The sequence below is a fragment of the Paenibacillus planticolens genome, assembly GCF_013141725.1.
GTDB classification, from domain to species: Bacteria; Bacillota; Bacilli; order Paenibacillales; family NBRC-103111; genus Paenibacillus_E; species Paenibacillus_E planticolens.
This window is the reverse complement of record NZ_WHNZ01000026.1, coordinates 148,131-162,777: the sequence shown is the minus strand read 5'-3', so window position 1 is coordinate 162,777 and position 14,647 is coordinate 148,131. Positions and strand designations below refer to the sequence as shown.

Here is a 14,647-nt window from a genome sequence, read left to right as displayed (position 1 = left end):
TTCGGGGAGCCCTCCCTTTCGTTCTGCTGTATGTTCTTCCTACCGCTTGTTGTAGCGGTCAAGCGCTGCTTTTTGAATCGCGATGGCGCGATCCAGGTTGAGCGATTTCATTTTCGCTATATAGCTTTCATATTGACTGACGGGCTCGTTGCCCAGAATGATTTTGAGCGTCATTTCATCGACCAGCGTATTGATGTCATTCATAATTTTCGCATACTCGGAGCTCTCTTCCGGCGTTGGCGTAAGCGGCGGCAAACTGTATTTGTCGGCATCCGTTTTCTTCCAAATGTTGACGGCATCGCGCTGCGAAGACATCGTAAAGAACTGCTCCGCATAACGCTTATCCTGGATAAACGGACCGTTGTAGCTTCCGCGAACGTACATCGACATCGCCTGTGCAGGAGCTAATTTATCCGGATTCTTCATTAACAGATCCGTATATTTCGGGTAACCGTTCTCCATTTTGTAGCTAACGCCTTCGGTTCCGAAGTTGAAGAACATACGGCCTTCCTCGCTGTAACCGTAATCCAGCAATCTCACAGCCAATTCCGGATCTTTGGCTTTGGAAGTAACCGCTACGATACCGCCGGAGGAATAGGGCTTATCCTTTTGGCCGAACTTCGGCATGTCGCCTTTTTTCAGCACAGGGTACGGAGCTGCGACCAATTGCGCTTTCGGGTCCTTCGCTTGGACCAGCGGCTGCCATTTGCCGATCCCGCCTCCAGCGTTACCGATACTAGCGCCGGTGCCGCCGGATGCGAAGCTGCCGTCCAGCGCTTTGTTATCTACCGTAGCAATATTTTTATCTAACAAACCGTCTTTGTACCAACTGTTGAACAAGCTTAAATACTCTTTGAACCCTTTTTCCGCCGGGCCGAATTTAATGTCTCCATTCTCCAGGTAGAAGCCGCGATTGACGCCGAACGCCCCTAAGAATGCGCCGTTATAGGATTCATTGAAGAACCGGGGCTTGGAAATAAAGGAAAGAGGTGCGGCTGCGCCTTTCTTCTCTTTGAACGCTGTGAGCGTCGCCGTCCACTCATCGATCGTTTCCGGCACAGGAAGTCCCAGCTCGTCCAACCAGTCCTTGCGAATAATCGGGCCTTGGAAAACTTGGAGATACTCATCCCCTCTTATGAAAGGAAACGCATAGTAGCTGCCGTTATCCGTTTTGACCATCTTGTCAGTTTCCGGGTGTTCCTTTAAATATTTTTTTAAATTAGGCGCGTATTTATCGATCAAATCATTCAATTTCAGAATGTAGCCATCCTTAATCGCTTTCTCAGGTCCCCCTGGGAAATCGCTCAGGAAGTTGTATTCAATCATATCGGGCAAATCCCCGGAAGCAAGCATGACGTTAAGGGCTTCTTTCGTTTGCCCCGTCGGAGGCGCCGTGAATTTAAGGGGCACGCCCGTTTTCTTCTGCCAATCTTGGAAAAACGGAACATCGCTATGCGTTGTTTTGACACCTGTTAAGTTGCCGTTCAACTCACCCCAGTAGGTAAGTGTTTTATCCGTTTTGATCGGATAAGTCGTGGCTGTTCCCGCCGCAGGCGATTGCGCATCCTTGGCAGCAGGCGTCGTTTCCGTCTGAGAGGAGCAGGCGATCATCGTGCTTGTCATCATGACGGTCATCGTTAAGGCTAACATTTTCTTCATTACATGGACCCTCCATTATGGTTATGGTGAGATGCATCTCTTCCTTCAGCCTAATGGAATACGGAGGTGGATCCTATGCGTAAAATAAAAAATCGCATGGCGAATTTATTCGCAGAAATCGATGATTTCTCTAAAAGCATCGTCGATTTCGCAAACAGACGCAGAAACAAGCCTCTGCGCATAAGAAAAAGGAGCCTATTGGCTCCTGAAGGTTCACTTTTTTAGAATGTGTTAAAAATGTTTTGGCACTCTTGCGTTGTCGGTTGGTAGAAGCAGTGCTTCTTCCAGCGTCCTACAAGCGGTTGATTGTACCAAGTGGAGGGGCAATCTCCCCCCGGTCTGAAATACCACAAACTGAATTCGGAAGGCCACAGCCGCTCACCATTAACGGATCTTTTGGCCAGCCGTTTATCCCGGTCTCTTGCTTTTTGATAAAAATAGCTATGTTGAACAGCTTCAAACGCATGCTCTTGATAGACCATTTGCGGAATCGTACGGAGATTCTTAAAATCGGAGCAGTTCGCTCTGATCCGGTTGATTCCCACGTTTCCGACCATCAACATCCCTTGCTCGCCCTCACCCTCGGCTTCCGCACGAAGCAACCTTGCCAAAAGGTCGATATCCTGATCTCTGGCTTTAACAACTGCCATGTTTTCACCTCAAATAGTTTGCATGATCAATGAATCCAGTCATTGGATACTGTATTTGTATGTGAAGTAGGCTTTAATGGTTCAAAAACCAATCAAATAACTCCCGATTACCGTACACTTCGTCCATAATGGCGTGCTTCAACCCCGGAAAGGTTGTGAAGGCAACTTCTGCTCCTACTTGCCGCAGCGCCTCCACCATCATCTTCGACCCTTGTATGGAAACAACATCGTCGTCTTCGCCATGAAAAGTCCAAACAGGCAGCTCTTTCAACAAGTGTGCCTTCTGGACGTCAAACCAACCGGCAAGCGGAGCAACCGCAGCAAACCGATCCGGGTAATGTGCAGCCAAGTCCCAAGCACCATTGCCTCCCATGCTAAATCCGGTAAGATAAATTTTCTCGGAATCCACTCGAAACGTGTTACAAATTTCATCCAATAAGGCAACCAGTGCGTCTCGTTCATACGGCCATGAAGAAAGCTCGGGGCATTGCGGAGTAAGAACAAAAAACTCAAAATCGCTTTGTTTCTCCGCCATCCATGTAAGCCCATAGCCATCAAGCAGATGAATATCATCCCCGCGCTTTTTAATGCCGTGCAGAAACATGATTAACGGCCACTTCTTATCCGGCTTCTCTTCATACGAGGAGGGAACAAACAACTGATAGCCCATATCTACCCGTTTGATAATCTCTTTGTTTAGCCTACGATGGTTAATTGGCATCCCTGTCTCTCCCTTTTAACATCGTGAAAAAAAGACCCTTACGAAGTAAAAGTAAGGGTCATCTCCACCTAGCACCGCTGTTATTTCAACTCTGTAATCAGACGATCCACCTCGCCCGCAGGCGTATTCAACGCTTCATATACGTTAACCATCACATTACTTTGAATTTGATCGGTTGTTAAATTGCTGAACGTTAACGTTTGTTTGCCATTCACTAAGCGGTCAGTGCCAGTGAACGGGAAGCTTTGGGAGCCTAGTATGCTTCCAGCAGAATCAACCAGCTCAAATTTTAATTTGGAGAAATTTTTGTCGACCAACACTTGAGGATCACGGATGAGATCCATATACAGCTGCAGCTTATAGGTGTAATTGATCGCAATTGTTTGTCCGGGAGAAACGATTCCCGTTAAGGTATAGTCTTTAATATTAATTTTGTACGGATACAAGGAAATTTGCTTCCTGTCTTCATTTCCCTGGACGGTTACCTGATAAGAAGCGATCGTTGATTTGAAGGCCGGTTTCGTTTCTCCGACCGCTTGCCCACGGACTTCGTTCTGCAATTTCATTGTGAATGTATCGCTCGTCTCAGCGACAGGCAGAACAAAAGCATAGCTCACAACCGTGGAGGTTCCAGGAGCGATGGACATCTGCACATTATTTTGTCTGTCACCTGTGTAATCAAAGCCTGTCGGACTCGACAACAGCGTTTGAAAAACGGGGACAGGAATATCGCTTAACCCCTTGTTCGTCAACGTAAACTTAGCAAAAGCAACTTTGCTTCCTTGATCTTTGTTGTCCGCAACATGCAGCTCTGCGAGTGCCACATCCAGATCCTTATTAATGACATCATTCCATTTTTCAAAAGCAATCGGCGTGGAATACGTATAGCTGCTAGCGGCTCCCGCAGTTTTCGGCATCTCAAGCTTCAGTTTTCCGATCGTGAATGCTGAAGTTTTCACAGCGCCTGCTGCATCCGCTTGGGTAAAGATTTCTGATGTCAGAACATTTATGCTGTCCAGCACGGTATCCATATCGGCCCGAATTGCATAATGCACATATTTGCTCTCACCGGCATCCAGCACGACAGGATTTGCTTCAACCTGTTTGCCTGTGTATAAGGTTGTTTTGGACTTGCCAGCCAATTCAAGCGAAGGCAATGTTTCGGATTGATCGCTCGGGTTCGTTACCAAAAGCTTCACAACATAAACAGCGCCTTCATTGCTGTTACTTTTCGTGATATCTACCGTCTTGTATTGCAAAGGCGATTCCACAGCAGGAATACGGAATGTTTCTCCCCACTTAACGGACGGCTGAGCCTCTTTAAACTCTCCGCGGTTTCCGTTCCATACCATCCCCGCGATTGGGGCCGTGAACAAAGCTGTTTCCACTTTCGGATACACATTATAGTTCACATCAATAAGCGAGAGATCGCTTATTTCAACTTCCGTTTGCCGGTTAATGACCTTCAAATAGGTCAATTCAACTTCTGACTGCGGCTGAACCCCGTGTGCATTGCTGCTGCTTGGACGCAGAGCGTACACGACACCATCCGTCGTTGTAACTCGAAGCTCATAGTCAGGAATGCGAAGCGTTTGAGTGCTTGTGTTCTTTATTCTTATAACAGAGCCAAGGCGCACGCCGCTGGCTGTTTTCTCGCTAGAGACACCTTCGATCGCAACTTGGAGGTTATCGCTTATCGCATAGACCGGAGCTGCGCTTGCCTGGGTAACGGTTGCCTCTATTCCATCAGCCAGCGCCGGGAGGCCCGACATCAGCAATGAGGATGACAGAACGAGCGTCATTGCAGCTTGTTTGAATTGAATTTTCATCTTTTATTTCCTCCTAAGTCTACATTTCAATCATTACATGATGCTGAGCGTCAGAAGCAGTGGAATTCTGCTCGGCTGCTTGATTTTTCTTTTTCTGGCGCATGAAGAAGACTAAGATGATCGCTATAAAAGCCGGAATCGCAGATATCATCAGTGTGTCTGCAATCGCTCTTGTCAAAGCCTCTTTTTGTACGAGTCCGAATAGAACGCCTGTAACACCGCCGGATGCTGAAGACGCGTCCGTTCCGAGCTCCAGGTAACGGTTAACGACATTCGTTTGAAAATCGGCAAATGCTGGCGTATTCGTAGAAATAGATTCATTGAATCTTGCTCCGAACTGTGTGGATTTGTTATTCATAAGGCTGGTCAACAGCGCAATTCCAAGCGATGCCATGACATTTCGGATGACATTCGATACGGAGGAAGCTCTGCCTATCAGATGGTTGGGCAGCGTGTTCATCCCCGCTGAAGATAACGGCATCATGCATAAGCCAATGCCAATACCTCGAATAACGAGCAATCCGCTTATCCAGTGAGTCGTCGTTTGTTGAGAAAGCACATGCATCTCTAAGGTCGTACAGCCAATAATAGCCAAACCCGCGATACCAAGAGGCACGACCCCGTATTTAGAAACAAGCTTGCCGGCAATAGGCATCATGAAAGCCATGGCGATCGATTGCGGCATCATGACCAATCCGGTTTGCATGGGCGTCAAACCCGTTACGTTTTGCATAAAGATTGGCATCATATAAATACCGCCCTGCATGGAAATCATGACAAAGCTTGATGCTGCCAAACTTAGCGTAAACACTGGATTTTTGAACAATCGAAAATCCATAATCGGATTATCTTTGCCCAGCTCGAACCAAATTAAGAGAACAAAACAAGAAATGGAGACGAAAAACAAACTTACAATATAGAAGGAAGTCCACCCGTCGGATTGGCCGTCCGTTAACGCCAGAAGCAGTGTGCTGAAAACAATCATACACAATATACTGCCGACATAATCAAACTTCAGTCCAGTGTGTCTAGGTGTCTCTTTTAAAATAATCAAACCAAGACCTACGGCAATAATCCCGATCGGAACGTTGATATAAAATAAATAACGCCAGCTAAAATTATCGATTAAATATCCGCTTAATGTCGGCCCCATCGCAGGCGCAGCCATGGCCGCTATCCCCCAGATCCCCATAGCGACTTGAATTTTGCTCCGTGGCATGATTTGGTAAAGCATGGCCATACCGACAGGCATAATAAAACCGCCGCCAAGTCCTTGAATGATCCGGAAAATGATTAGACTTGTATCGCTCCAAGCGATTCCGCATAATACCGAGCCGACAATAAAAGCGCTCACCGTTGTCAGAAACGTTGTTTTGTAACCGAAGCGGTCAGCTAGAAATCCGCCCATAGGGACAACAACCGCTGAAGCGAGCATATACCCCGTAACAACCCATTCAATTTCCGTCGACGTAGAGCCGAATACAGCCATGAGCTTCGGTATCGCAACGTTCATTAAGCTATTATCGAGAATTGCTAAAAATGTGCCTAAGATGAGTACTAGCAGCGCTAACCATTGGTAGACTGTAATTTTCTCCTCTTGCGGCTCAGCCGTGGGAGTAGCTGTTTCTGCCGTTGTTGTTGACATTGTTGCAGCCTCCTTTACTCGGCATGAACCTTGGCTCCGTCCGTCAGCTTGTCGCCGGGGTTCAAGACGATTTTATCACCCGGTTTCAAAGCGGAGTCTCCTTTAAGATATACCCAGTCTTGGTTCTTATCTTCGGTCTGGAGCACGACAGATTGGACAGTGTCGCCGCTGAGCTTGAAAGCGACCGATTTGCCGTCTTTTTGGATAAGCGCAACTTTAGGCACTTCCACACGACTTTCGCTGCCGCCATCTCCGAATGCCACACTGGCGATAGCCCCCGCATGCAAGGTGCCATCCGGATTGTTTACCGTCAGCTTCACTGGGAAAGTATTATTATTCGTATCGGAAACCGGACTTACGAAAGTGATCGTTCCTTCGAACGTTTTTCCTGGAATACTAGGGACCACAACGGTTCCTTTGGCTCCTTGCTTGATCGAATTAATCATTCCTTCGGGCACGCTGACTTCAACTTTCACTTTATCCACGTTGACAACAGTCAGTAATGCTGCCCCTGCTTGAGCCATTTCTCCTGCATTTGCGTTCTTTTTAACAATCACGCCGTCTATCGGGGACACGATACCCGCATTTTTGATAGCGATTTGAACGAGGTTCAAGGCGGCTTGCTTCGCTGATACATCGGCTTTTAACTGTTCTAACGTATTTGCCGTTGCGCCTTCTCTAGCTAAGCTCAGCTTAGCTTCGGCCGCAGTCAATTGCGCATTCGCTGCCTGTTGTGCCGAAAGAGCGGATTCATTAGCTCCTTTGGCTTTTTCGTAATCGAGCGTTGCTTTATCCAGATCGTCAGAGCTTACATCGCCTTGATCATAAAAATTCTTCGCATGATTGTACCCTTTGGTCACAAGATCATAAGCGGCTTGCGCTTGCGACACCCCTGCTTTGGCCTGGTTAACAGCCGCTTTGGCTTGCTCGACTGACGCCATTGCCGCCTGCAAATCCTGCGAACGGGCACCTGCTTGTGTATCGGCCAATTTGGCTTGCGATGCCGTCAGTCCCGCTTGTGCTTGATCCAGTTGTTGGACTAAGTCTTCGGTGTCGAGCTGTACGAGCAGATCGCCCTTTTTCACTTTTGCGCCTTCTTCTACAGCAACAGAAGCAATTTTTCCGCCTATTTTGGACACGACTTGAACGGTTTGATCACTTGCTAGCTTACCGCTTGCATTGGCAGCATTCGCACCGTTGATCGTAATCACCTTGACCGAGGGTACAGCTGCTTGGGCAGCACTTGTCGGTGAAGAACTGCAGCCGCTCGCAAGCAGCATGGAGCCGGCCAGAACACTTAAAGATAAAACTACGTTAAGATGTTTTTTCATGGGCAATCGTTACTCCCCTTTGATATGGATTTTGATCGACGCATTCATACCTGGCGCCAGATCCAATCCCTTATAGTCGTCTATAGATACCTTTACATTCATACGTTGTGTAACTTTGGTGAAGTTCCCGCTGGAGCTCGTTGTTGGAAGCAATGAGAACGTGGAAGCCGTCGCCTGACCGATCTCCGTTACTTTCCCTTGGAACTCGGTTCCGCCGTATGTATCGATATCGAATGTTACCAATTGCCCCACATGTATTTTTTTGATTTTCGTTTCATCAATGTCTGCCGATACGAATAAGGCGTTCTTATCCACAATCATCGCAACGGACTGACCGGGAGCCACTACTTCGCCAACCTTAGCCGAGGTTTGAATCACGGTTCCGCTGATCGGCGAGCGTAATGACGCTTGATCTAATAAACTATTCGATAAATTCGTAATATCCTGCTGTCCGACGATTTGATCAGCCACAACCGTATCGCCTATTTTAACGCCAAGGGTATTGATTTTGCCGGAAATTCGGGGCATGACCCGATAAATATCTCCCGAGATACGGGCATTGTCTGTCGCAACGTAGTTAGCGCCCTGATACCAGTAATAACCGCCGATATAGGCTCCGCTAATGACAATGACAGCCAGAATAACAATTAGAATTAATTTACGTTTCATTCCGTTCCCTCCAGCTTTTTCTCCAAATGTTTAATAAGTATTCCTACCACTTCTTTGCACGTCTGAATCTGCTCAGGAGTAAAGACGTTTTCTAAACCTGCGTAAAACTCGCTATTCATTGTCTCAATCTTCGTTTTCTTCATCTGCTGGCAGAAATCAGTCGTACCAATCCAGACCACCCTGCGATCTTGCTCATCTCTCTTGCGTTCCACCATCCCATCCCGTTCCAGCCGATCAACAATACCGGAAACTGTACTGTTACTAAGATTCACTGACTGAGCCAAATCCCCCAGCTTTCTAGGTTGTTTCTGAAACAATTCACGTAAAATAAACAACTGAGGTCCCGTCAGCTCCTCTCGCTGAAGTTCCCTATACAGTAAAGATCCCCTTACTTTGTGCAGCCTCGTTAATTCAGCCACAAGATCTCTAACCTCTTCCAACACGCGCCCCCCTCATCCAGCCTAAACGCTTAGATCTTTCGCATACGAAATATTATGACATCACCCATCATACCACGCTTTTATGCAACTGGATATATGTAGAATTGTGAGTTTCCGCACTCAAAAAATGGGCCGAAACCTGTTGTTTTCGGCCTTCGGAAGCTGCATGAAAGCTGGAGCTTTGAAGTATTCCTTTTGCCAGCTTTAAAAAGAAGAAAACAGAGCTGGCTAAGCGGGTTCCAGCTCTTGAGACGGCCTTTTGGGCTGTCTCGGCGCAGGAGCATGCCTTCACGGCTTCCGAGAAGGCCTTTTGGGTCCTCTCGCGCCGTGTTGCACAGCTCTACGGCCGATTTTTCCTCTTGAGACGGCCTTTTTGGCTGTCTCAGAGCAAAATTAGGCCTTCACGGCTTCCGAGAAGGCCTTTTGGGTTCTCTCGCGCCGTGTCGCCCAGCTCTACGGCCGATTCTTCCTCTTGAGACGGCCTTTTCGGCTGTCTCAGCGCAAAATTAGGCCTTCACGGCTTCCGAGAAGGCCTTTTGGGTCCTCTCGCGCCGTGTCCCCCAGCTCTACGGCCGATTTGGTCATTGGCACTAAGGAAAGCGCATAAGCATATATTCCATTCCGCTCAAGTGGGAACTATGGTCCCCTATTTACTCCAAAAACAGCTAATTAAAAAAGTAGAGGGAACAAAGATCCGCTATTCTGACGATTCTGAGTCAAATACACCTATCCGGGCACAAATAAGACCCTGTAGTTCCGTTTGCTTACTGAAATTTGTTGTTTTGGCTGAAATAGCGCCCTCTAGTTCCCTTTCGCAATAAGTTGCAGCGGTACTGCTAGAAGTTTGCGCGTCATGAAGACAAAAGAAAAAGCCGCCTACTAAGCAGAATAATCTACAGTACATAAGACTGATTTGTCGGCCACTCACAGCGATTCCACTTAATCACGGAGCCGCAAGACGGCCTTTCCAGCACTCTCCCGCAACAGAATCTCGCAGCACCACACTCACTAATCACCACTCACCACTCACTTCTCACTACCCACTACTCACCACTCACCCCTCCCCACTCACCACTCACTTCTCACTACCCACTACTCACCACTCACCACTCACTGCCCACCACTCACTACTCACCACTCACTCCTCACTACTCACTTCTCACTACTCACCACTCACTCCTCACTCCTCACTCCTCACTCCTCACTCCTCACTCCTCACCACTCACCACTCACCACTCACCACTCACCACTCACCACTCACCACTCACCACTCACTACCCTCCACTCACCACTCACCACTCACCACTCACCACTCACCACTCACCACTCACCACTCACTACTTACCACCAACCGCTCTCCACGATCCACTCCCCACCCACAAATACGAGAAAAAGCCGGCCACACAAAGTGGCCGACCTTTCTCCTCGCATCCGCTCATCGCCGGATCACGGTATTTGCTGCCCGCATCGCTGCGAATCCAGCTCTTTCTCATAGAGAGCAAACAATGCCAACTTGGCGTAGAAATCCTCCAAAATAAATCGGGCGTCCACGCTTCGATACACGCGAATTTGGCGGTTCCCCGGCTTAGCGATATAACGCATATCGGCATCGACATTCGGCGCCTCGACCATCTCATAGTCGAACCTTTGCTCTTCCAGCAGCAGGGAAACGGCCGGCGAATCGCCAAGCACCCAAGTTTCCCCTTTCGGCCACTGAGGACGATGTCCGTTGTTCATGTTGTGGCTCACGAGATAGTCGTACAAATAGCCGCCGATACGGCCATGAGGGCGAACCTTTAACGCAAGCTCGGCAATCCCCACGCGAACCATTTCGTACACATCCTTAGGCACCTGCCACAACGGGATAGGCGAATTAAAAACGACATTGACCGCAGCGACATCATTGGATAAGTTAAATTCTTCATGCCCCTCAGGATACGTACCTCCTCCGATCCAAACAGCGGTAAGGCGATCCGCGATTCTCGGCTCCTGCAAATAAGCGGAAGCCAAATCGGTTAGCGGTCCTTGAAATATGACAAATAATGGCCTCGGATCGTCCTTCATCGCCTCGTCGATAATAAGTTGACTGCCTTCGGATGGCACAGGTGTGTGGATATCCCGGATTTTGTGAGGCGCCCCCCGATAGACGTCATACTGCCCTCTCATCCCCATTAGCCGGAGCACATGCTCGACTTCCTCATAGGATTCTTCCATCCCCGTAGCGCTTCTAGCACCGAAATGTGCGCCTATGATCCCTTTAATTTGTAAGCGTTGCGATAAAATGGCATGTACGATCGCGTATTGATCGTCCGCCTCGTTTTTGGCATCGGTATTTATAATGACGCGTACCTGCTTTTGCTCTGGAACCTCATAGGGCATAAAATCGTGTGGCACCATCATCTCTCCCCTTCTTGCATCTTCCGTGTTAACACGGAGTTTACCGCCTTTTTCCAGCCTGAACAATGCGCTTCACGTACTTCCGGTTTCATTGTGGACGGATAGGTGACATAACCTTCTTGCTCTGAACGAACCGATTCAAGCGACGGCCAAAAGCCGATCCCGACGCCTCCCAAATAAACGGAGCCCAAAGCGGACAATTCCGCAACTTCGGACTTCACGACAGTTTTCCCCAGCAAATCGGCCTGAAATTGCATCAGGTTTGCATTATCGGAAGCCCCGCCATCTGCACGCAGCTCTTGAAGGGCGACCCCCGTTTCCGACTCCATGAGTTTAACCGCATCGTATACTTGAAAGGCAATGCTCTCAAGGGCTGCCCGGATGATGTGCGCTTTGGTCGTCCCCCGATTCATTCCGGTAAGGGATGCTCTGGCATAGGAATCCCAGTAAGGCGCGCCCAGACCGACGAACGCAGGCACCAAATAAACGCCCTCACTATCTGGCGTATGTTCGAGCATCTGCTCCATTTCCTCAAAGGTCCGGAACAAGCCCAAGTTATCCCGTACCCATACCAAGCTGTCGCCGGTAGTGCGGATTACGGCTTCTACGGCATACGTCACTTTGCCGCCTCTTCCCCAAGCGATGGCGCTCACGAGCCCGTTGCCGGATGAAATAGGCCGTTCGCCTACATTCATCAGCACCGAAGTGCCTGTGCCGTAGGTGGCTTTGGCCATCCCCGCATCGAAGCACTGATTGCCGAATAAAGCTCCTTGCGAGTCGCCGATCACCCCTGTTATGGGAACCCGGCATTCGCCGAATAAAGCCTTATCTTCCGTGTATCCGAAAATCTCATCCGAGGATTTGACCTCGGGCAGCAGCTCTGACGGCACACCGAACAAGCCGCACAGCTCCTCATCCCACTGTAAGGTGTGGATGTTGAAAAGCGAGGTGCGGCTGGCATTCGTGTAATCCGTCGCGTGCGCCCTCCCGCTGGTCAGCTTCCACAGCAGCCAGCTGTCGATCGTACCGGCAAGAAGCTTGCCTTCAGCAAGCTTCTCGCGCACTCCTTCGGCATGCTGCAAAATCCAGCCCCATTTCGCCGCCGAGAAATACGGGTCGAGCATTAGCCCTGTTTTCGCCCGCACCGTTTCCTCGTGCCCTGCCCTTTGATAGGCGGCGCACTGGTCAGCTGTTCGCTGACATTGCCATACAATCGCGGCATGCACCGGAAGCCCTGTCGTTCGATCCCAGAGAACAGCCGTCTCCCGTTGGTTCGTAATCGTTAATGCGGCCAGCGATTCCGGTGCGATCTCAGCAGAGGCCAGCGCTTCTAGAGCAGATCGAATCACATTATTGTAAATTTCCATCGGATCGTGCTCAACCCAACCCGGGCGCGGGTAATATGGCTGATGCGGGATTGCGCTACGGGCAATAATCTGACCTGAGCGGTCGATAACGAGCGCTTTCGTACTTGATGTGCTTTGATCGATCGCAAGCAAATAGGGCTTCTCCATCGCGGTTACTCCTGTCTGCCGAGCATGCCAAGCGCCACACGTTTAAGATTGCCGGCGCTGATTCCATAATGCCCGAAAACCTCGGCGGTTTTCCCGGCAATTGCCGGTTCGTCCGGGATGCCGATAATACGCATCGGTACCGGACAATGTTGAACGACCACTTCCGACACAGCTGCACCAAGTCCGCCATGAACGCTGTGCTCTTCCACAGTAATCAAATGGCCGGTTTCTTGCGCTGCTTGAATGATCGCCGCTACATCCAGAGGCTTTATCGTATGCATATTGATGACCCGGCAAGATACGCCCGCTTCTTTCAAGGCCTCATGAGCATCCAGTGCGACACGAACGGTTTCCCCTGCTGCGATGATCGTCACATCACTGCCTTCGCGCATCCTAACTGCTTTACCTATAATGAATTCATAATTATCCGATTCATACACGTCTTCAACTGCGTTACGGCCAATCCGGACATATACGCCGCCATCGTGATTAACGAGCGCTTCCGTCATCCGCTTCGTTTCATGACGGTCAGCCGGCATCATCACGGCAATGCCCGGTATGGCTCGCATAACGGCTACATCCTGCACCGAATGATGCGACATGCCAAGCGCGCCGTAACTGACGCCACCGCTGATTCCCACCAGCTTGACGTTCGTCGCCGAATAAGCGACGTCCACTTTGATTTGCTCGATGCTGCGCATGCTAAGAAAACAGGCGGGCGAAGTAACGAACGGCTTTTTGCCGCTGTGGGCAAGACCTGCGGAAATGCCGACGATATTTTGTTCAGCAATGCCCACTTCAACGAATTGTTCCGGCAATGCTTTGGCGAACGGCCCCATGGCTGCCGAACCTCGCGAATCGCTGGCAAGCACCATGATGGAACGGTCATGCTGCGCTTTTTCCAATAGTGTCTCGCAAATGACTTGTCGGTTTGGAATCGTATTCATATTCCCGCCTGCCCTTTCTGCTCGTAGTTGTCGAATGCGGCAGCGAGCTCTGCCAGAGCTTTCTCCAGTTCAGCTTGGTTAGGCACGTGATGATGCCAGTGCGGGACATTTTCTGCAAATGAAACACCTTTCCCCTTTACCGTATTCGCCATGACAAGCGTCGGTTTGCCTTCGTGCGCGGGGATGGCTTCGAACGTCTCGACCAAAGCTTGCATATCGTTGCCATCGATCGAAACGACATGCCAGCCAAAAGCCGTCCACTTGTCCTCAAGCGGGTCTAAGCCCATCACATCTTCCGTAGTGCCGCTGATCTGCAATCGATTACGGTCAATAATCCCGACAAGGTTATCTAGTTTATAGTGAGCGCCAGCCATCGCAGCCTCCCAAACGGAGCCTTCCGCTTGTTCCCCGTCTCCCATGAGACAGTAGGTTCGATAGGCGGCCCCGTCCTTCTTCGCGGCAAGTGCCATACCGACCGCAACCGCCAATCCATGGCCGAGCGCGCCTGTGTTCATCTCGACGCCCGGCACCTTATTGTTCGGATGTCCGATGAGCTTCGTGCCGAACTTGCTAAAGGTCGCCAGCTCTTCCTTCGGGAAAAACCCCCGGTCAGCAAGGATCGACCACAGTGATTCCACCGAATGCCCCTTGCTCAAAATAAAGCGGTCCCGGTCTTGCGCCTTCGGTTGCGCAGGATCAATATTCATCACACGATAGTAGAGTGCCGTTAAAATATCCGTATTGCTGAGCGAACCGCCGGTATGGCCGGTTTGAGCCTGGGCAATCATTTGCAATAAATCCATCCTGATTTGCGTTGCTTTTGCTTGAAGCGCTCTGATTTCCAT

General features: G+C 49.6%; 12 protein-coding genes. All 12 read right to left on the bottom strand.

All coding sequences use genetic code 11. The annotated features are described in order from the left end of the window. Positions 1-39 precede the first annotated feature (39 nt). The 12 genes from GC097_RS14000 to GC097_RS13945 all read right to left on the bottom strand — a co-directional run bounded on the left by GC097_RS14000 (position 40) and on the right by GC097_RS13945 (position 14,647). On the bottom strand, positions 40-1,659 hold the full coding sequence (locus GC097_RS14000; protein ID WP_171683913.1) for an extracellular solute-binding protein: 1,620 nt from the start codon (positions 1,657-1,659) through the stop codon (positions 40-42). A 221-nt stretch (positions 1,660-1,880) separates the two neighbouring features. Then, positions 1,881-2,309, bottom strand: a complete 429-nt coding sequence (locus GC097_RS13995; protein WP_171683912.1) for a cell wall hydrolase — start codon at positions 2,307-2,309, stop codon at positions 1,881-1,883. Between the two features lie 73 nt (positions 2,310-2,382). After that, positions 2,383-3,030, bottom strand: a complete 648-nt coding sequence (locus tag GC097_RS13990) for a carboxylesterase family protein (protein ID WP_171683911.1) — start codon at positions 3,028-3,030, stop codon at positions 2,383-2,385. Positions 3,031-3,110: 80 nt separating this feature from the next. Then, positions 3,111-4,859: a DUF4352 domain-containing protein gene (locus GC097_RS13985; protein ID WP_171683910.1), complete on the bottom strand. Its 1,749-nt coding sequence runs from the start codon at positions 4,857-4,859 to the stop codon at positions 3,111-3,113. A 19-nt stretch (positions 4,860-4,878) separates the two neighbouring features. Beyond that, the gene (locus GC097_RS13980; RefSeq protein ID WP_171683909.1) at positions 4,879-6,504 is read right to left on the bottom strand and encodes a DHA2 family efflux MFS transporter permease subunit; all 1,626 of its coding nucleotides are present in this window, start codon (positions 6,502-6,504) and stop codon (positions 4,879-4,881) included. Between the two features lie 14 nt (positions 6,505-6,518). After that, positions 6,519-7,835: an efflux RND transporter periplasmic adaptor subunit gene (locus tag GC097_RS13975; RefSeq protein WP_171683908.1), complete on the bottom strand. Its 1,317-nt coding sequence runs from the start codon at positions 7,833-7,835 to the stop codon at positions 6,519-6,521. A 9-nt stretch (positions 7,836-7,844) separates the two neighbouring features. Then, the gene (locus tag GC097_RS13970; protein ID WP_171683907.1) at positions 7,845-8,504 is read right to left on the bottom strand and encodes an HlyD family secretion protein; all 660 of its coding nucleotides are present in this window, start codon (positions 8,502-8,504) and stop codon (positions 7,845-7,847) included. Continuing rightward, entirely contained in the window at positions 8,501-8,944 is a 444-nt protein-coding gene (locus tag GC097_RS13965) for a MarR family winged helix-turn-helix transcriptional regulator (protein WP_171683906.1), read from the bottom strand. The genes GC097_RS13970 and GC097_RS13965 overlap by 4 nt, the downstream gene beginning before the upstream one ends. Positions 8,945-10,390: 1,446 nt before the next feature. Further along, positions 10,391-11,338, bottom strand: a complete 948-nt coding sequence (locus GC097_RS13960) for a nucleoside hydrolase (RefSeq protein WP_312875665.1) — start codon at positions 11,336-11,338, stop codon at positions 10,391-10,393. Between the two features lie 2 nt (positions 11,339-11,340). After that, on the bottom strand, positions 11,341-12,855 hold the full coding sequence (gene glpK / locus GC097_RS13955; RefSeq protein WP_171683905.1) for a glycerol kinase GlpK: 1,515 nt from the start codon (positions 12,853-12,855) through the stop codon (positions 11,341-11,343). 5 nt (positions 12,856-12,860) lie between these two features. Continuing rightward, a complete protein-coding gene (locus GC097_RS13950) occupies positions 12,861-13,802 on the bottom strand; it encodes a transketolase family protein (RefSeq protein WP_171683904.1) in 942 nt (313 codons plus the stop codon). Continuing rightward, positions 13,799-14,647, bottom strand: a complete 849-nt coding sequence (locus GC097_RS13945; RefSeq protein WP_171683903.1) for a transketolase — start codon at positions 14,645-14,647, stop codon at positions 13,799-13,801. Before GC097_RS13945 ends, GC097_RS13950 begins: the two co-directional genes overlap by 4 nt.